The organism is Dakarella massiliensis, assembly GCF_001182045.1.
Taxonomy (GTDB): Bacteria; Pseudomonadota; Gammaproteobacteria; order Burkholderiales; family Burkholderiaceae_F; genus Mesosutterella; species Mesosutterella massiliensis.
Genome location: NZ_CVTY01000004.1, coordinates 209,332 through 227,137, shown reverse-complemented (window position 1 = coordinate 227,137; position 17,806 = coordinate 209,332). Strand labels below are relative to the sequence as shown.

The following is a 17,806-nucleotide window of genomic DNA, read 5'->3' as shown; positions in this document are numbered from 1 at the left end:
CCGCCCTGTCTGAAAAGCCAAAAATGCTTAAATGAAGCGGCAGATATGATCAACAGCAATATCTGAGAACCCAAAGGCCTCCGCCTTGGTTACCTTACCGCTGGCGACCCGCAGGACTTCATCGAGAATGCCTTTTCCGGCATCTGCGATAGTCAGATCTCCCTCCAGAATACCGGACACATCGATATCCATATTGTCAGCCATCCGCTTTGCGGTTTCCCTATTACCGGTAACTTTAATTACCGGTGCCAAGGCATGACCGGTCGGTGTACCCCGTCCCGTCGTAAAAACCACCATGGTGGCGCCGCCTGCCACCATGCTGGTGACAGACGAAATGTCGTACCCCGGGGTATCCATAATCAGAGCCCCCTTCTTGGTGGGTCTCGCGGCTTCCTGGAGTACTTCTACAACAGGCCTTGTGCCTCCCTTATGGATACATCCAAGAGATTTTTCCTCAATCGTGGAAAGACCTCCTGCTTTGTTACCGGTAGTCGGCTGACCCGTACGACAATCCTGTCCAACTCCCGCAAGGTGCTTCTCGTAATCCTCACAGATGCGGATGATCTGGTCATGAATTTCCGGCGTTGCTCCCCGTTTCGCGAGAATATGCTCCGCGCCGACGAACTCAATAGTTTCAGACATCATCGTGGTGCCGCCCAGATCCACAATACGGTCAGACATGTTGCCAACCGCTGGATTCGAAGCGATGCCGCTTGTTGCATCGGATCCGCCGCACTCAATCGCGACAAAAAGGTCTGACGCATCGCAAGGTTCACGCTGCTGCTCACTCGCTTGAGCAACCATTTCCCGGGCCGCCTTCACTGCGGCCGCAGTTGTTGCTACCGTTCCGCCTATTTCCTGTATCCCGAACGAGACGACAGGTTTGGAAGTTTCCGCGCGGATTTTCGCAGCCAGTTCTCGATGACCAACCGTTTCGCACCCTAGGCCGATCACGATGACTCCGAACACATTCGGGTTCAGAGCAAACCCCGTCAGTACACGAAGGTTCATGTCAGTGTTCGCCTGCACATCAGAACACCCGACATTCATAATCACGTTCTTTGTGCCGCGGACTTCGCTAGCTACCAGTCTGCAGGTTTCGGAAGCGCAGGCACAGCCTGGAAGAATCAATACATAGTTTCTGACACCAACACGCCCGTCCGCCCGGCGATATCCCATGAACTGCATTTCACGCCTCCTTCCTAAGCAGATACTCGTCTGCATACGCCCGCGGCTGACTAGCGATATTCCGGTCATTCACAAGACATCCCTTACGGATATCCTCAGTCGCTTTGCCGATGACCTCACCGTACTTCAGCACCTCTTCTCCGGAGGCAATATCACAAAGAGCTATTTTGTTGCAGAAAGCAATCGCCTCAACGGCCTTCACCGCTCCTCTTGAGCCATCCGGCTCAAGAATTTCGACCTCATCCCCCGGCTGAACCGCGGACGTGCAAACCGCAATATTGTCAGTGACATGTATATGCAAGGCTTTTGGCATCTGAACGTTCCTTTCCTGATCCGGAATAACTAGAACGCACTCTACACTTATTAGTTCTTTAGGGGTATACAGCTTAACGTGATATAATCGCGGATCCTTTTTGTGATAAGAGTATTGCTATCACCACTCCTCAGACAGGTGTCGAAATGGATCATCTTTTTGAAACACGTTTTTCTGAGCTTCTTGTCACTTATGGTGAGAAGATCGCACTCGCGATCATCTGCCTTATTGTCGGCAAGATCGTCATCAACCTCATCATCGGTGCTGTGGGCAGGGTCAAATACTTCAACAATGTTGATCAGACAGCAAAGGGATATATCAATTCATTCCTGAAGATTGGCCTTTGGGTCGTTCTGCTGATCATTGTGATTCAGATCCTCGGTGTTCCGATGGCGTCCGTCATCACAGTACTTGCATCCGCAGGCCTTGCTATCGGTCTCGCTCTGCAGGGAGCTCTTTCTAATATCGCGGGCGGCGTCATGCTGATGATCTTCCGCCCGTTCAGTGTGGGGGATTATGTTCAGGCATCCGGCGTTGAAGGGACGGTTCGGGATATCACGCTTTTCTATACCACGCTGATCTCCCCTGACAACAAGCGAATCACAATCCCGAATTCGCAGGTCATGAACACTACGGTCACCAATCTTTCAAGCGAAAAACTTCGCCGTGTCGATCTCGACTTCAGCGTTGCCAAAGATGAGACACCTGAGAAAATTCAGTCTCTCATGCTTGATGCCATTGCGAAGACCAATAAGGTTCTCCAGGATCCGGCCCCGTTTGCCCGTCTTACCGGAGGAAATGACAAGGGCATGAACTTCCAGGCACGAGCCTGGTGCAAGAGCTCTGACTATTGGGACGTCTATTTTGACCTCACGCAGAACATCACCGAAGCTATGGGTGAGAATGACGTTAAGGCCCCTGCGGCACGCGTGATTCAGGCTTAAATCACAAGTTTCTTTCCATAAGAAAAGGCGCAGACCGTTCTTATGAACGTCTTCGCTTCTTTTTGCCTTACCTTGATCAGCGTTTCTGACTGTCGCGGTAATCGGCAAGGAATTTCTCGATCCCCTTATCAGTCAGCGGATGAACCAGCATCGCCCGAAGCACCTTCGTCGGAATCGTCGCGATATCGCACCCGGCGAGCATCACCGCATTCACGTGCCCGAGCGAGCGGATGCTTGCCGCAATGACTTCAGTCTTGATATCGAAATTGCGGAAGACGTCCACAATATCGGCAACCAGCTGCACGCCATCTTCACCGATATCATCAAGCCGCCCAACAAAAGGCGAAACATAAGCTGCGCCCGCACGGGCCGCAAGAAGCGCCTGAGGAAGGCTGAAGATCAGCGTGACATTCACACGGATGCCTTCTGAGGAGAGTACCTTTACCGCTTTAAGACCCTCTGCGGTGCAGGGAATCTTGATCACCACATTCTCAGCGATCTTGACGAGCTTATGCGCTTCTTCCAGCATGCCCGCGCAGTCAAGACTGATCACTTCCGCCGATACCGGACCTGGAATCAGACTGCAGATCTCAGGAATCACATCCGCCTGGGAACGGCCGGATTTCGCAATCAGAGAGGGATTGGTGGTTACACCGTAAACGATCCCCATATCGGCAAATTCGCGGATCTCATCCACGTTAGCCGTGTCCATAAAAATCTTCATGCATATCCCCTTTGTTTTCCGTCTGCCTCTTGAGGACAGGCGTTATTGCTTAATATAATGCCGATCCTGAAGAGGAGTTTCAACTTAAGACAAAGGGATTTTGCGTGATTCAGACGGACTATTGACCTTGGGCATCCCGGACAGGTTAAAAACCTTACAGATTGACCCAGCCTTCACCCGGCGGGAGCGGCGTTCCGTCCTCGGCTTTGGGGCCATCTGCCCTTGGCGTTCCACCGCCCAGCAGATAGGCTCCAGCCATCTGCTGCCACTTCATGAATTCGTCGGGCGGAATGCTCACATCGCGGCCAAGCGCGATCTCCCGAAGGGATTCATGGGGATTAGCCGTTTTCATGACCGCCTGAGCCGCGGGATCCGTGCCACCCGCGAGGTCAACCGCATACCAGACCCGCGACACGTCGTACTTCAGAGACCAGCTCGGAATCAGAAACTCTACATTCAGCACAAGACTAGGGTCCGGAGTCCTCTCGGTCTCCAGATCATCTTCTCCTGTTGTATGACAGGAAAACAGCACCCGATGTCCGCTATCCCCGGATTCCACCGTCCAGCTTTCCGTATTCTTTTTGCAGTACTGATACTGATTCAGGGCATCACCGATTCTGAACGTTCTGCCATCCTCAAAACTGATTTTCCCGTTCTGGACATAACTGAGCCAGAGCATGCCTGTGCATCCGGCGAGGAGCAGCGCCGTGAGAGCTGCTGCCGCAGCCCTGAACGCTTTCTGACTAAACTTCATTCAGACCATCCTTATCAGCCGTCTTTCCGGCGACTGTTTTCAATCTAATATCCGGCCTCACGCTCTCGGATTTCACGATAAAGTGATTCATTCACAGGAACAGAGACACCAAGTTCGTGCCCCTTCTTTACCACAGTTCCGGCAAACGACTCCACTTCAGAGAGCCGATGGGCGAGACCATCCTGCCGCATTGAGGGCATGCCTTCAGGGGCCAGAGTGTCGATCAGTCCTACATAAAAACTGAGATCTTTCTCTGTCACCGCGACACCGCTCTTCTGGGCGATCTGCATAGCTTCCCGCATCGCCCCGATCATCCGATCGCGCGCGGGACCAGGCTTCTGAACAACAGCATAGCCGCCTTCCTCAACCATGCAGAGCTGATTGACACCGACATTCAGCATCCATTTGGCCCAGATCCGGTGAAGGATATCCGGATCCCGCTCAAAGGGAACATCACAGCGGGTCAGCAGCTCACAGAGCATTCCCAGATCAGGAAGACGTTCCTTATCCTCTGCGGGCAGTCCCACACAAAGCGTTCCGGGATGCGAATACCTCAGATCTGGGCCGATCTTTGTAGCATCCATGCCCTGCGCAACTGTGTAGAGAACATGTCGGCCTCCCAGTTTTTCCGAAATGATCTCTTCGCTCGTAATTCCGTTCAGCAGCGAAATGATGATGGTATCGGAACCGGCAAACTGCTTCGCGAGACCAATTGCGCTTTCCAGACCAGTTGCCTTCGTCGCAAAAATCAGCAGATCAGGAGTCGGTGCATCTTTTGCCTCAAGCATCCGGAACGGACATTTCTCACCATTGCAGGTCACGCCAGCTGAGTTAAAACGCTCCACCCGGGCGGCATCTGCGACAAAGAAAAGGTTTTCATAGCCAATTCTCCGGCCAATCAGGTGCCCGTACAGGATACCGAGGGCACCCATTCCGATAATAGCAACGCTTCCAATAGTCTTCATGCCCGCATCCCCGAATTACCCGGCAAACCGGGAACTCTTCTTCACCTCACTGTCAACTTCCGCACCCAGCTTCCGAAGTTCAGCAATGATTCTCTCGCGCTTCAGGCGCTTTGCTTCAGCCGCGTCACTGTCAACACGCAGTGTCTTCGTGAAGGTTTCAGCCTTCGCCTGCACCTCAGTCACAAGATCTTCCTGCTTATCCTCCGCCTTTGGCTTTTCTTCAGGAGACGGTCTCACACCTTTCTCCGCCAGCTGTGACATCACCCACCAGAGTCCCGATTCAGGATCACGGCTCCAGGCTCCTCCCCTGACCCGGACAAACTGCCACCCGGCGCGCTCCAGAATTGTCTGGCACTCCATCCTGGCGATGACCGCGTTGGGTATCGGCGATCCAGCGTCACCATCGCATTCAATGATGACTTTTTTCCCGTCCTCTTCCACAACAAGGTCAAGATCAAAAGCCCCGATCCGATACCCTCTGTGAACGGTGAACCCCTTCTCTTCGAGCCCATCAGCCACTTCAGAGGCAAGTTCGGAGATGAGTCCGCTCTCCTCCGCCCGGCATCCGTTTTTCTCGAGATCCGACAGATAGTCAAAGAACGTCTTGCGGATATCTCCGTCCTGCAGCTGAGTCGCCGGATCAAAAGAGTACACGGCCCAGATCTGATCCCGGGCACGTGACACGGCAACATTCCAGCGCTTCTTCATGCCATCATCGCTTCCCGCGCCTTCACGCCGCAAAGGTTTGTCTCCGTCAGGAGAATCGACAAGCGACAGGAAAATAACATCACGCTCGTCACCCTGGAAGTCCGGGGAAAGACCGCAGAGAATTCTCCGGCTCTGAATGACTTCAGGACCAAGCGCTTTATAAAGCAGATCATTGATCAGCTGTATCTGCGCGCCTGTACGGCCGGATCGCATGACAATCACACCGAAGGTCTTGCCGTCGTAAGCCTTTTCTCCAATACAGGCTTTGATCCTTCCGACAATTGCCTCAGCCTCAGCCTTATTCGCGTCGTTCTGCTCACGGACACCGTTCACCCGGCAGCGAACGATAGCCGGCACAAGATTCGTTGAGGCAGCGTCGCGAAGCGGGAGAATAAGACCGTTATAGGAGAGCTGATTTGAGTAGCCGATGATCGGCGGAACGCTTCTGAAATGCTCACGAAGCATCAGAGGATCATATGCTGTGCGGGCGAGATCATAGAGGGAGGACTGAGCCTGATAAATCGGCCAATTTGCAATCTTTCCCTCAATATACTGACGGGACAGCGCGTTGACAGCCATGTCACCAACGCCGACTGCAGCCGGCGACACCTGCCGGTCATCACCAGCAATCACCGCGCGGTTAGCGAGGAAGAGAAGCGGCATCGACACAATGTCAGACTGACTCGCCTCATCCAGCACGATAACGTCAAACTTCCAAGTGCCGTCAAACATGGCAAGGGCGCGCTCAGCCGGCATAATCCAGCAGGGAACAGCCTGTGCGCAGGAAGCCATCAGATCCCGTGCCTGGGCTCTCAGCGTTTCAACGTTCCGGCCGTTCCCGCGGCCGATTCTCGTCGCAATCTGTGCCCACCCCTGCAGTTTCTGCATAAGAGCGCGATTCTCCCGCATGCGTTCCGACAGAGCGAGCCACGCGCGATCCACAGCGAGGGTGACAGTCTGACGCCTCACTATTGCGGACAGCTCCCCGGCTTTTTTCTGCTCATCCGCCATGCTGCTGGAGAGATAGGATTCAAAGCTGGTATCCAGAAGTTTCCAGTTCCAGGCCTCAATCGCGTGCATCGGGCACGTCGTTGAACGGCGCTCTGCGATAGCCCGCGCCCAGGCCGGAGCTCCGGAAGACAGTTTCTCAAGCAGTTCGCGGCGAGCATCAATCTGAGGGCTAAGTCCCCGGAGCGCTTCGCGCTCTTCCCAGGCCTTCTGGTAAGCCTCAGGACTTTCATCGAGTGCGGCAGACAGTCTTACCGCAATCTGGGATCCCTTCTGAATAGCGGGTTTCAGACTCTCTCGGACAGAACGGACATAGTCCCGGAGTTCGGTGAGCCGGTCCATAACGCGGTCGAGCGCTGCCGCAGGGCGCAGCAATTCTTCTACGCTGCGCGCCAGCGCGCCGCAGCTTTCCACAGGGCCTACGCCGGTACCTCCCGTGATCAGAGCGGGATTGATCCCCAGCACCTCCGCCTTTCTCAGCAGGGGTTCAGCCCAGCCGGTCCACCAGGAAAGCGCTTTTTCCAGCCGCGGGACATAGCGCAGTCTCACCTGTTCCTCTGGGTGATCTGTTCCGAGCGACTCAAAGGCGGGGCCGCCTTCTTTCTGCACGAGATCGTTCCAGAGCTTCATAGCCGCAGCGCGGGCCTCTTCCAGATCGAGCCTGAGAAGCACCGAGGCGTAATCATGGTCCGTGCTCGGCACGTGTCCATTCACAAGTGATCCGCTAAGGGCCACAAGCCGTGTTTTCTGAGTGAGCTTGGTGAGGAAACCGGGTTCACCTGAAATCCGATTTTCCCTGAAATAATTCAGGGCCTCACGGAGAGCCGGGCGGTCTGCATCCGGACGGATCTCGACCGCAAACTCATCCATCTGCCCTATTTCTTTCTCTGCGAGTTCAGAAGCGGCCTGTACAGCGGCTAACAGTTTTTCCCAGCGGGCTTTGATGGCACCGCCTGCCGCACCGGCTGCGCGTGCTGAAGCAACCCAGGGTTCAGGGATACCGACCGTCCGATCCCTTTCCAGCCATTCAGACAGCATGGCGACAGGGCCGCCCGGTTTTTCGGGTGCCTCAATAGCCAGATCACCTGCCACATAGCGGAAAATTCTCTGTCCGCCCTGACCGCCGCGCGCTTCAACCCGTACTGACGAATGGCGGACAAAATCGCGGAGTTCAGAAGCTTCGGCAGCGAGATGCGCCTGTTCTTCAGGCTGAGGCAGGATATCTGCCTCAAGCATTCCGGAAAGCGACTCAGTCTCCACTTCACGGGTTACAACACCCGAAAGGCTGTAAAGCGTCCGAAGCTCCTCCTCAGTCAGAGGGAAAGGCCCTGTCGGCGTGTCTTTGCCGGGCAGTACCGCTTCAAGCGATTCGTTCTCATGGAGCCACGCGCCGATTTCGGACGGCGTCCAGCTTCGTCCCCCGATCTCCTGCTTTTCAGACTCTGCGTTAATACGGCTGTAGAGTCTTGAACGGGACTCCTGCAGAGCCTTGAAAGTTCTGTCACGCGCCGCGGTTTCTGCCTCAATCTTCCGTTCAAGCTCCTCCGGTCTCACCAGGGAAAGCTTCTCTGTCAGCGCCTGAACGGTCGCGAGGACGTCATCCTCTTCACTCGAGAAGGAAATACAGAGATCCTGCATTTCAGCTGGCAGCATCGACTTGATAACCCGGAGGGCTTTCTCCTTCTGAGAAGAAATCAGCACTGTCTTTCCGCAGGAAAGGAAATCACCGATCAGGTTCGCGATCGTATGGGTCTTACCTGTTCCCGGAGGCCCCATGACAAGAACAGCGTCGCGATTACGGATTTCCCGGGCGACCTCCAGCTGTTCGCGGTTAGCAGGCTTAGTGAAAAGAATTGAAGCATCTTCCCCACCCGCGGCAGCCAGACGGTCTTCCAGAGTGTCGGCCGTCTTGGCGGGGACGGTATCGTCCCGCTCCTCCACACCGCTCACCAGATCGATCAGATGCTGCGGAATTTTTTCGCCCGCATCAATCTCACGGATAATCCGATCAGAGGCTTCCGCCATGCCGGAAACGCGTTCTTCTATCCAGAAAACCGGATCCTCATAGAAACCAAAATGGACACGGTCATCAAACTCCGGCGGTTTTCCACTGTCTGACCAGCGGCTTTCAGGAGAAATCGTTGCCGCGAGTTTCTGGAAAGAAGCCCGCACAGGCTGCGTGTCAAACGGATGCACATTGGTGCTCTCGACGTCTTCTCGCGTTGCCTGGCAGAGTTCAAGCCTGAAACCATCGTCCTGGAATCCGGAAAGCAGTTCTGACTCAAACCGTGCCGGTTCAGAAAGATCCACCTCTACACGGATCGTCACACGGTTCTCATCCACAATCAGCCGGAAACGGATTGGGCGAGTAAGTACCGGATGACGTGCGGCGAGGTGCGCGTCGTCACTGGCGAAGGAAATGGAGCCCGCCTTGGCAATCAGCCTGAGATTGCTGTCCTCCACCTCGCGGCTCTTCTGATAAAGCATCTGGAAGAGATCAAGAGACTTTGAAACGGCCTCCCAGTGGAGGAGCCAGTCCTTTCTCGCTCCGCCCCAGTCGAGCCAGGCCTCTCCGAATTTTTCATCCGAAGCGGCGCGCTCTATCAGTTCACTTCCTGGTTCCCACTCGGGCTTCTCCCAGCCTTCACCCACAGCCTCCCGAAGCAGCGCCGGGGGTTCCGGGCAATGAGGAAGCTGAAGCTGCTCAACAGACAGCAGCAGATTAGGTTCCCTCGATTCAGGGGTCCATTTTTTGACCCCCGGAAGCTTTGGATCAATGGAGGAAAATTTCAGGAACCAAGGATGTCGGTCAAGCCAGATGATGTTTTCCCGGCGAACTCTGCCCAATTCCCGGGCAAAACCGAAAAGCGCTTTTGCCTGGGCCGCCTGCCGCCCTCTTTTCTCAATCGATACTTCCTGCATAATCCATCCACCCAGAGAAAACGGCTGCCCAGAAGCGGGAAGCCTGCCGGAGAACTACGTTTGAAACATCATATCAGGACGCCAAAGCCCGGAGAAAAGGCTCTCCGAGAGGCGCACTTACTGCTGCTGCGGGCCGGGGGAAACAGTTGCACCGATGTCTTCTGAGGTCTGAGCGGCCCGCGTTAGCCGATCGAAATCAAATGACATCTGCTCGCTTTTATCTCCTGACACTGAGGACTTCGGCTGGACTCTCGCTTCTTCGGCTTCATCCTCCTCATCGTCCTCCCAGACATCAGGCTCATCGTTCCCCGGCACATAAGTCCCGTACCTGCCCTTATACCGGGTAAAGACTTCCTGTACTTCCCGTTCCTGCTCCCGGAAGCGATCATCACGGCCAAGAATCACATTGCCTGAATCGTCCGGTTCCCAGGAAACACCAGGTACGGCGGCTGTCCTGCCCTTCCTGTCCTGAGTCGGAAGGGGATCCGGGCTGTAGGCAATCGGTGCCCGGCGTTCACCAGGCCGGAGCGTTTCAAAACTCTTCAGCTCATTGCCGGGGAGGCGAGTGGGAGGCAAAGTTCCTGTCTGCCGCGTTTCCGGTATCAGCGTCTCTTTCTCCCTCTCAGGGACTTCTGCGGGTACAGCGGTGTTTTCAGCGGGAAACGGAGTGCCGCGGCTGAAAAGTGCAGCCGCTTTCCGGATCAGACTGCGGAGCCACTCCATCAGCTCTCTCCCTTGTCTGCGGGAGATACCACATCCGTCTGCGTTTCTGCGGCAAGCGGACCGGACGCACTCTGCTCAGCCGGCTGAGCGTTCCTCTGCTCCTCCAGTTCGGGGATACCAGGGGCGTAGCCCGGCGCAATCGATTCCTGGACAAACTTCCAGCACTCCGGATCCCGCCCCCATTCAGAAATGGGTTTACCCAGGGAGGACAGTCTAAGTGTCGCGTTGATCTCTTTCGCCCAGGCTTCCAGCTGAGCCAAGAACTCGGGGGACAGCGATTGCTGCTCCCAAAGCCTCCTGAGCCGCAGCTTTCCCGCAAGCCTACGTGAGGCAATAGCTACCGTGTAGGCGGTGATAACGAGGCTGCTTCCGGAAAATTCCTTTTTCGCGATCTTCTGACACTCACGGAAAATCACGGCCACCGCGACGATGTCCTTCCATGTCCCCGGGGTTAGTTTCAGCTGGTCGGCTCCCCCCTGATCATCCAGCGCCTTCATGAAAAGCGCGTAATTTTTCTGTGGGGAAAGACAGACAAGTTCCGGACGCCAGAACCAGGCGTTCATAATCTTCGCAAGGTCAAGCTTTGTTATACGGTTCGAGGGAGGAATCAGCTGCTTTCGATGCTTTCTTTCGGCCGGCGTTCTCTCCTTCGCGAGCATTGTTCGGTATGAACCGGTCGTGCGCTCATAGAACCACTGATGCTCACCATCAGGGCACCAGGTCGTCCGGGCCAGGTGTTCAAGCCCCAAATGGAAGGGTGATGAGGATGAGAGATCCGATGCCCGCACATTATTCTGCGTATTCGCAAAACGGGCAATATCCGTCAGGAACGCATCCGCGTGCTCCCCGATCTCAGGCTTCAGCACGATAATCTTTGCCGGAATCCGGATGCGCGAAAGATCAAGCGTCCTGTCACGGCGCTTACCGAAGAAAAGCGTTGCCGATGTCTGTCCGCCATTCACAATTTTGATGCCGGCGAGCACCTTGATCCCAGTTGTGCCGATCGACGTCCGAGAAAGCTGCAGCTGTTCAGCCACAATCACAATCCCGTTATTAAAGGCAAGAAAATCCTCGGGATGCTCCTCGAGCGTCGTAAACATGCCTTTATTCACTTTCGACTGAATCGAAAGATAGGACCGGACATTCGCTTCGAGCAGCCGGGCGTCGTACTTTTCGTAAAGGGAACGAAGCACTTCGCCGGGCAGCAGACAGAGTGCCGTGTCATACGACGCCTTTTCATCGGAATAAAAAACGCAGGGAAGCGCTTCTCCGCATTCGCGGGAAAAATCAACGTTGATCGGATCGCCCTTTTCACCCTCAAGTGCCATACGCGAAAGACGAAGCAGATCCACCACTTCGAGCGTAACCAGCTTTCCGGCAATTTCCTGAGGCTTATAGCGGACGTTCTTCACCAGACCATTTGTCACGATCCAGATCCGGATCTGGTCCAGCCCTTTCCAGCACGACTCGACGAGAGCCGCGAGCGCCGCGGCCCTGCCGCCAGAAGGGATTTCCTGCGTGAGTGTCCCGTCAACACAGGCTCTCAGAAACAGAAGGCACTGGGATGCCGCCCTCTGCGCTTCGTCTGCCTTAACCTCAAACACTTCGCTTGACGACTCGTAGAGCGTCACAAAGACATCCATCCGGTCAAGATCATCCGACACCGCATAGGCCGACACCCGGGCAACAGCGCCGTTCACTGTGCCCTGAAAAGGGCAGAGCTCAGGTTCCGCCGCAAGAAGACCCATTTCTGACATCAGCCGCGAGACCTGTTCGGTAAAGGCGCCTTCCAATTCCGTGTAGGCCGTTTCCAGATCGGCATTGACCGCTATGGCCTTCACTTCGCTCTGAAGTTCAGTGAAATACTGCTGCAGCACGGTATCAGCCGCCATCATGCGTCGCCCTCCCCTCTGGTATCTCGCGCGGTGTGTGCCGGATTGCCCGGCACTGCGCTTTCATAGGGTAATCCTACAGGAAGAAAAAGAAAACTTTCCACATTTCAGACCGGGACCGAGAGGAAATTTGCCTTGTTTTTCCGCTCTGTATTTTTTATTCTGTACTACAAAATATCACTCATCATCCCAAAGGATTAGAATCTTTGAAGGTTCCTGGTTACAGCCTGTTACACGCGGAAGGTTACCGGAAGAGCGCATGATCCGGAGCCAGTCCGGCCTCAGGCCGAGCCCTGCTCCGGAGGTATTTCTTTATGCTTGACGCGTTTCTGCATGCCCTCTCCGCGGTTTTCGTTCTCGTCTGCGTTGCCGGACTTGGCTGGTATTCGTCTTCCAAGGGCTGGTACGACGAAGCAGGAAAGAGGCTCGTATCCAAGATCGTCGGTCTCGCGATCCCCTTCTTTCTCTTCTATTCGATCACCTCCAAGTTCACGCACGCGCAGCTGCTGGAACTGCTCCGAATCTCGGGGCTTCCTTTCATGGCATTCGCGGTCTACATCGTTACGTCCTGGCTGATCTGCAAAGCGGGACTGGTGAGAGATGAGTGGCACGGCACCTTTATCGCTGAATTTTCCGGCTCCTCACTGCTTTTCGTCGGCATTCCGGTGACCTACGCCATGTTCGGTGACCGGGGTATCCCGTACCTGCTCGTCTATTTCTTCGCGAATGTGATATTTGTCTGGACCATTGGGCTCTATAACGTGCAGCTTGACGGGGTTCGGCATACAGGAAAGCCGGCACCAAAATTCTTTTCCAGGCAAAGCCTGAAAATGATCTTCACAAAACCCCTGATCGGCTTTCTGATCGGCGTTCTCTGCGTCGCGATTGACCTCAAGATCCCGCAGCCCATTACGCTCGCCACACGGCTGATCGGTCAGATCTGCTCACCTCTCGCTCTCATTTTTATCGGTATCACTGTGCAGCAGATCGGTTTTGCCCGCTTCAAACATCTCCCGCGCGAAACCTGGATCATTCTTTTCGGCTGCAATGTCTATAAGCCGCTCGTGATGTTCCTGATCTCCCAGCTTCTTGTTATGGATCCGATGATGCGGCAGATCCTGATCCTCTCCTCCGTTATGCCGGTGAGCCCGATGCTCGGGGTTCTGGCAAAGCTTCATGACGGACCGGCTGAGTTCGCCTCTGCCACAGTTGGGGTAACAGTGGCCGCACTCACTTTCACACTTCCTGTCATCATGGTACTTGTGAGTTTCGTGAAATAGTTTCCGACGCCTCACCTTTCTTCCCTTGGAAGGTGAGGTTCTTTATCTCTTAATGGGTATTATCAATTAGTTCTAAAGTGGATTACTATTATCCGCGATACATCACAATTGATCGGCTGAGTCACTAAAAAGCCGGCGTCTTTGAGGTGAAGTTCATTTTTGATCTACACCTCCCTTCAATCAAGAAAACCACCGCAAATACATCGGAGATTCATAAATGAAAATCGTCAGTGTGGACATAATTGACGTTAAGAATCCGCTTCAATCCGCTGTTGCCAAGTGGCGACCCGTCGTCGTTCGTATCAATACGGACGAAGGCATTTCCGGCTTCGGTGAAGTCGGTCTTGCCTACGGCGTAGGCGCATCTGCCGGTTTCGGCATGGCTCAGGATTTCGCGAAGCTTCTTATCGGGCTCGACCCGATGAGGAATGAATTCATCTGGGACAAGCTCCAGAAGAAAACCTTCTGGGGTCAGGGCGGCGGCACGGTCGTTTCTGCCGGTATGTCGGCAATCGACGTCGCGCTTTGGGATATCAAGGGCAAGGCCCTCGGCGTTCCCTGCTATCAGCTGCTCGGCGGCAAATGCCGCGATGAGCTCCGCACGTATGCCTCACAGCTGCAGTTTGGCTGGGGCAACGCCGAAAAGAAAGACATTCTCGTCACTCCCGCTCAGTACGCCGCGGCAGCCGAAAAGGCGCTCGAACAGGGGTATGACTGCATCAAGGTCGACGTGAACGAAATCGACCTTGAAGGGTACGCGAAGCGCCGCAATCTCTACGGCTGCTTTGCAGGCCGCGATCTCCGCGTGGGCTATGACCGCCTGAAGGCCATCCGCGAAGCGGTCGGCGATCAGATCGACATCATCGTTGAGGCTCACGCCCTGACGGATACCACGTCCGCCATTGAGTTCGGCCGCATGATAGAGGAATTCCGGATCTCCGCCTATGAGGAACCGGTAATGAGCCTCAACCCGATGCAGCTGAAGGAAGTGCACGACAACGTGAATATTCCGATCGCTGCCGGTGAACGCGTCTTCACCCGCTGGGGATTCCGCCCCTTCTTCGAGAATCACATCATTGATCTGATTCAGCCGGATCTCGGAACCTGCGGCGGCTTCACCGAAGGCAAGAAGATCTGCGATATGGGCCACATCTATGACACGACCACGCAGATTCACGTCTGCGGCGGCCCGATCATGACGGCCGCGTCTCTGCAGCTCGAAGCCGCGATCCCGAACTTCGCTATCCATGAACTGCACCGCTATGCGCTGCTCGAAGGCAACCGCCGGACCTGCAAGTATGACTACATGCCTGTCAACGGCAAGTACCAGATCCCGGATCTGCCCGGCATTGGCCAGGAACTGACTGACGAGTGCATCGCCGAGTCTCCCAAGGTCACCGTGAAGTAAGCCTCAGGGCTTTCTTCTGACAAACCGATGGAAGGGGATTCCCCTTCCTGGTTCCCGAAAACTGAAAGAGGAGCAGACCCGCAACAAACCGCCGGTCTCTCCCTGATTCATACATACGGTACCCCTATGCTTGGTCTCACTATAGCTGCCATCGTCACCGTTGCAGCCGGCTATCTGATTGTCAAGCGCGCTTACGCCCCGGCAGTGCTTCTTGTCGCGGGCGTGGTGCTGCTTGCCATCGCAGCGCTCGGCGACATCGGCCTTGGACTCGGCCTTAAAAAGAGTTCCGGTTCCATTTTCTTCGACATTTTCCTTGTCGTCGAAAATGTCATGTCCACGACTCTCGCGAAACTCGGTCTTTCCATCATGTGCATGGCAGGCTTCGCGAAATACATGGACCGCGTGCATGCGGGCCGCGCCCTTTATGACGTTGTGGGCGGTCCCCTGAAGTACGTGAAGTCTCCCTATGTCCTCGCCGGCATGGGGCTCATCGTGACCCAGATCGTGGGGCTCGCGATCCCGTCTGCCGCAGGGCTTGCCCTCATGATGATGGTGACCCTCTATCCGGTCATGATCCGCGCGGGCGTCCCGAAGATGACAGCTGTCTGCACGATCGCAGCCAGCCGGTTCTTCGACCTCGGACCGGGCTCCGCGAACTGCCTTCTCACCGCGAAAACCGCGAATATCGAATGGGCAGAATACTTCTTCCACTGGCAGATGGCTATTTACCCGTTCATGCTGCTCTCGATGCTGATCTCCATGTACTTTGTCCAGCGTTACTGGGATAAAAAGGAAGGCGTTGAGCCGCTGACGGCCGAAGAAATGGCTGCGCTTGAAATGGATGAAAAGAAAGCTTCTGAAGAAGCCCGGATCCCGAAGATCTACGCTCTTCTTCCGATGCTCCCGCTCTTCATTCTGCTGCTCTTCAATCCGGTAGTGCTTGGCCAGTACGGCATCAACGTGAAGGTCGGCGTCCCGACCGCGATCGTGCTCTCTGTGATTGTTGCCATGATCTTCGACGTTATCCGTACGCGGAACGTCATGGATACTATGGACGGACTCCGTGAGTTCTTCAAAGGCATGGGGCATGCGCTCACTGTCGTGATATCCCTCATCATCGCGGGCCAGGTTTTCGGCAAGGGCCTTATCTCAATCGGCGCTATCAAGACGCTGATCGATGGAGCGCAGTCTGTCGGCCTCGGCGCTATCCCGATGGTGCTCGCCATGGCACTCGTGATCGGTATCGTTTCCTTCCTGATGGGTTCCGGTAACGCGCCTTTCTTCTCGTTCGCTCCGCTGATTCCGGATATCGCCGCTCGCTACGGAATCCACACGGCAACGATGCTCCTTCCTCTGCAGACGATGACCGGCATGGGCCGCACAATTTCTCCGGTGACCGGCGCGATCGTCGCAGTGGCTGGCCTCGCGAATGTATCGCCCTTCCGTGTTGTTAAGCGAAACGCCATTCCGCTTGTTATCACCACGGTGGTCTATCTCATCGCAACGTTCGTGATCTTCTACTGATCCGAAATCTGAACAGAGGGGCCGGGAAACAAATCCGGTCCCTCTTTTCTTTAGGAGACGAAATTATGGAAGAACCGCTTCAGGCCGGTCTCGCCCGGTTCATTTCGGGCTGCAGTCTGGAAAAGATCCCTGAAAAGTTCAAAGCGGACGCAAGACTCCGCGTCCTTGACTGGGCGGGCTGCGCTATCGCCGGCGCCCATTACCCTCAGACCGTGATTGCCGGCAGATATCTCAGCTCGATCGGCGGCGCGGCGGAATCCACCGCTATCGGACTTGATGACCGGCTTCCCGCCCGATCTGCCGCTTTTCTGAACGGAGTGGCTGGCCACGTCTGTGAGCTGGATGACGGACACCGCACCGCGATCGGTCACCCGGGCTCAGTCACGATTCCGGTGGCTCTCGCTCTGGCGGAAAAAACCGGCGCGTCAGGAGCTGATTTTCTTAAGGCCGTTATCATCGGCTACGATATCTTCGCCCGCCTGGGGCGGACCGTGAATCCCTCGCACTACAAAACCTGGCACACCACGGGAACCGTCGGCACGATTGCGGCCGCGGCCACGGCGGCGAGCATTCTCGGCCTTAACGAGGAAGCCGCCAATAACGCGCTCGGGCTTGCTGCCACGATGGCTGGTGGCCTCATTGAATCGTTTGGGTCACACGCCAAGGCTCTTAACATTGCTGAAGCCTGCCAGAACGGCATCGATGCCGCGCTCCTCGCTCAATCCGGTTTCACCGGGTCACACTCCGCTCTTCTTGGCAAGAAGGGATTTGTTGCTGCCACGTGCTCTGATCCTCACCCGGAGAACCTTGAAAATCCGTCTGAGGAAACGCTGGTTTCCGATACAGCCTTCTTTAAGGTGTATGCCTCCTGCGGACACACGAATTCGCCGCTCGACGCTCTTTTCACCCTGATGAAGAAGCATCCGCTTGATCCGGCTGCCATCCGATCAGTCCGCGTAAAAACCTACCGGGTCGCTGTGGATGTGACAGGCGCTCTCCGGTACGGCACGGAGGATGAAGCTAAATTCTCGCTTCCCTGGTGCTTCGCCGCGGCAATCACCGATGGCGCGGTCACTCTGTCTCAGTTCACCCGGGAAGCAAGAGCCGATGAAGGAAAGCTCGCTCTTGCCCGAAAGATTGAAGTGGTTGAGGATCCTGAGGCCACATCACTTTTCCCAAGACGCGTCGCCGAAGTTGAAGTAACGCTTTCGGACGGCACCGTCCTCTCGGAAAAAGTCTGGAATTCAAACGACGCGGCGGATCCCGCCGTCATCCGGCAGAAATTTTTGTCTGCCGTACAGAAAACGCTTGGAGACGAGGGGGCTGATAAAGCAGCCGACCTGCTTCTCGCCGCAGACTCACTGTCAGGTGTTTCGCCGATTGCCCAGCTGATCAGCGTTGCCTGAGGACAGGAACTCCACTTACGGATCCGGCATTTATGCCGGATCTTTTT

The 17,806-nt window shown here is 55.4% G+C and carries 13 protein-coding genes; 5 read left to right on the top strand and 8 right to left on the bottom strand.

Going from position 1 to position 17,806, the window contains the following annotated elements:
* Positions 1-27 precede the first annotated feature (27 nt).
* On the bottom strand, positions 28-1,188 hold the full coding sequence (locus tag BN1936_RS01190) for a UxaA family hydrolase (protein WP_022442880.1): 1,161 nt from the start codon (positions 1,186-1,188) through the stop codon (positions 28-30).
* A 1-nt stretch (position 1,189) separates the two neighbouring features.
* Positions 1,190-1,501, bottom strand: coding sequence for a UxaA family hydrolase (locus tag BN1936_RS01185; RefSeq protein WP_022442881.1), 312 nt, complete (start codon positions 1,499-1,501; stop codon positions 1,190-1,192).
* 146 nt (positions 1,502-1,647) lie between these two features.
* Between BN1936_RS01185 and BN1936_RS01180 the strand changes: the two genes are divergently transcribed.
* On the top strand, positions 1,648-2,445 hold the full coding sequence (locus BN1936_RS01180) for a mechanosensitive ion channel family protein (protein ID WP_022442882.1): 798 nt from the start codon (positions 1,648-1,650) through the stop codon (positions 2,443-2,445).
* Positions 2,446-2,521: 76 nt separating this feature from the next.
* Here BN1936_RS01180 and fsa read toward each other — a convergent pair whose 3' ends face one another.
* The 6 genes from fsa to BN1936_RS01150 form a co-directional block, all read right to left on the bottom strand.
* A complete protein-coding gene (fsa, locus tag BN1936_RS01175) occupies positions 2,522-3,169 on the bottom strand; it encodes a fructose-6-phosphate aldolase (protein ID WP_022442883.1) in 648 nt (215 codons plus the stop codon).
* Between the two features lie 154 nt (positions 3,170-3,323).
* A complete protein-coding gene (locus BN1936_RS01170; RefSeq protein WP_049686439.1) occupies positions 3,324-3,923 on the bottom strand; it encodes a hypothetical protein in 600 nt (199 codons plus the stop codon).
* 44 nt (positions 3,924-3,967) lie between these two features.
* Positions 3,968-4,888, bottom strand: a complete 921-nt coding sequence (locus tag BN1936_RS01165; protein ID WP_022442885.1) for a ketopantoate reductase family protein — start codon at positions 4,886-4,888, stop codon at positions 3,968-3,970.
* Between the two features lie 15 nt (positions 4,889-4,903).
* A complete protein-coding gene (locus BN1936_RS01160; RefSeq protein WP_049686438.1) occupies positions 4,904-9,526 on the bottom strand; it encodes an AAA domain-containing protein in 4,623 nt (1,540 codons plus the stop codon).
* Between the two features lie 117 nt (positions 9,527-9,643).
* Positions 9,644-10,249, bottom strand: a complete 606-nt coding sequence (locus BN1936_RS01155) for a hypothetical protein (protein ID WP_022442684.1) — start codon at positions 10,247-10,249, stop codon at positions 9,644-9,646.
* Positions 10,249-12,144 (bottom strand): AIPR family protein, encoded by a 1,896-nt coding sequence (locus BN1936_RS01150; RefSeq protein WP_022442683.1) that lies wholly within the window; start codon positions 12,142-12,144, stop codon positions 10,249-10,251. Before BN1936_RS01150 ends, BN1936_RS01155 begins: the two co-directional genes overlap by 1 nt.
* A 311-nt stretch (positions 12,145-12,455) precedes the next feature.
* Between BN1936_RS01150 and BN1936_RS01145 the strand changes: the two genes are divergently transcribed.
* From BN1936_RS01145 to BN1936_RS01130, 4 genes are all read left to right on the top strand, one after another.
* Positions 12,456-13,421 carry an AEC family transporter gene (locus BN1936_RS01145; protein ID WP_049686437.1) on the top strand — a complete coding sequence of 322 codons (966 nt, stop codon included), beginning with the start codon at positions 12,456-12,458 and terminating at the stop codon, positions 13,419-13,421.
* A gap of 217 nt (positions 13,422-13,638) precedes the next feature.
* On the top strand, positions 13,639-14,829 hold the full coding sequence (locus BN1936_RS01140; protein ID WP_049686436.1) for a mandelate racemase/muconate lactonizing enzyme family protein: 1,191 nt from the start codon (positions 13,639-13,641) through the stop codon (positions 14,827-14,829).
* 126 nt (positions 14,830-14,955) lie between these two features.
* The gene (dcuC, locus tag BN1936_RS01135; RefSeq protein ID WP_022442680.1) at positions 14,956-16,353 is read left to right on the top strand and encodes a C4-dicarboxylate transporter DcuC; all 1,398 of its coding nucleotides are present in this window, start codon (positions 14,956-14,958) and stop codon (positions 16,351-16,353) included.
* 65 nt (positions 16,354-16,418) lie between these two features.
* Entirely contained in the window at positions 16,419-17,759 is a 1,341-nt protein-coding gene (locus BN1936_RS01130; protein WP_053101771.1) for an MmgE/PrpD family protein, read from the top strand.
* Positions 17,760-17,806: the final 47 nt, after the last annotated feature.

What these genes read in the sequence shown, in the direction of transcription:
- BN1936_RS01190 (WP_022442880.1), bottom strand. Translation starts at nt 1,188, where the DNA reads ATGCAGTTCATGGGATATCGCCGGGCGGACGGGCGTGTTGGTGTCAGA.
- BN1936_RS01185 (WP_022442881.1), bottom strand. Translation starts at nt 1,501, where the DNA reads ATGCCAAAAGCCTTGCATATACATGTCACTGACAATATTGCGGTTTGC.
- BN1936_RS01180 (WP_022442882.1), top strand. Translation starts at nt 1,648, where the DNA reads ATGGATCATCTTTTTGAAACACGTTTTTCTGAGCTTCTTGTCACTTAT.
- fsa (WP_022442883.1), bottom strand. Translation starts at nt 3,169, where the DNA reads ATGAAGATTTTTATGGACACGGCTAACGTGGATGAGATCCGCGAATTT.
- BN1936_RS01170 (WP_049686439.1), bottom strand. Translation starts at nt 3,923, where the DNA reads ATGAAGTTTAGTCAGAAAGCGTTCAGGGCTGCGGCAGCAGCTCTCACG.
- BN1936_RS01165 (WP_022442885.1), bottom strand. Translation starts at nt 4,888, where the DNA reads ATGAAGACTATTGGAAGCGTTGCTATTATCGGAATGGGTGCCCTCGGT.
- BN1936_RS01160 (WP_049686438.1), bottom strand. Translation starts at nt 9,526, where the DNA reads ATGCAGGAAGTATCGATTGAGAAAAGAGGGCGGCAGGCGGCCCAGGCA.
- BN1936_RS01155 (WP_022442684.1), bottom strand. Translation starts at nt 10,249, where the DNA reads ATGGAGTGGCTCCGCAGTCTGATCCGGAAAGCGGCTGCACTTTTCAGC.
- BN1936_RS01150 (WP_022442683.1), bottom strand. Translation starts at nt 12,144, where the DNA reads ATGATGGCGGCTGATACCGTGCTGCAGCAGTATTTCACTGAACTTCAG.
- BN1936_RS01145 (WP_049686437.1), top strand. Translation starts at nt 12,456, where the DNA reads ATGCTTGACGCGTTTCTGCATGCCCTCTCCGCGGTTTTCGTTCTCGTC.
- BN1936_RS01140 (WP_049686436.1), top strand. Translation starts at nt 13,639, where the DNA reads ATGAAAATCGTCAGTGTGGACATAATTGACGTTAAGAATCCGCTTCAA.
- dcuC (WP_022442680.1), top strand. Translation starts at nt 14,956, where the DNA reads ATGCTTGGTCTCACTATAGCTGCCATCGTCACCGTTGCAGCCGGCTAT.
- BN1936_RS01130 (WP_053101771.1), top strand. Translation starts at nt 16,419, where the DNA reads ATGGAAGAACCGCTTCAGGCCGGTCTCGCCCGGTTCATTTCGGGCTGC.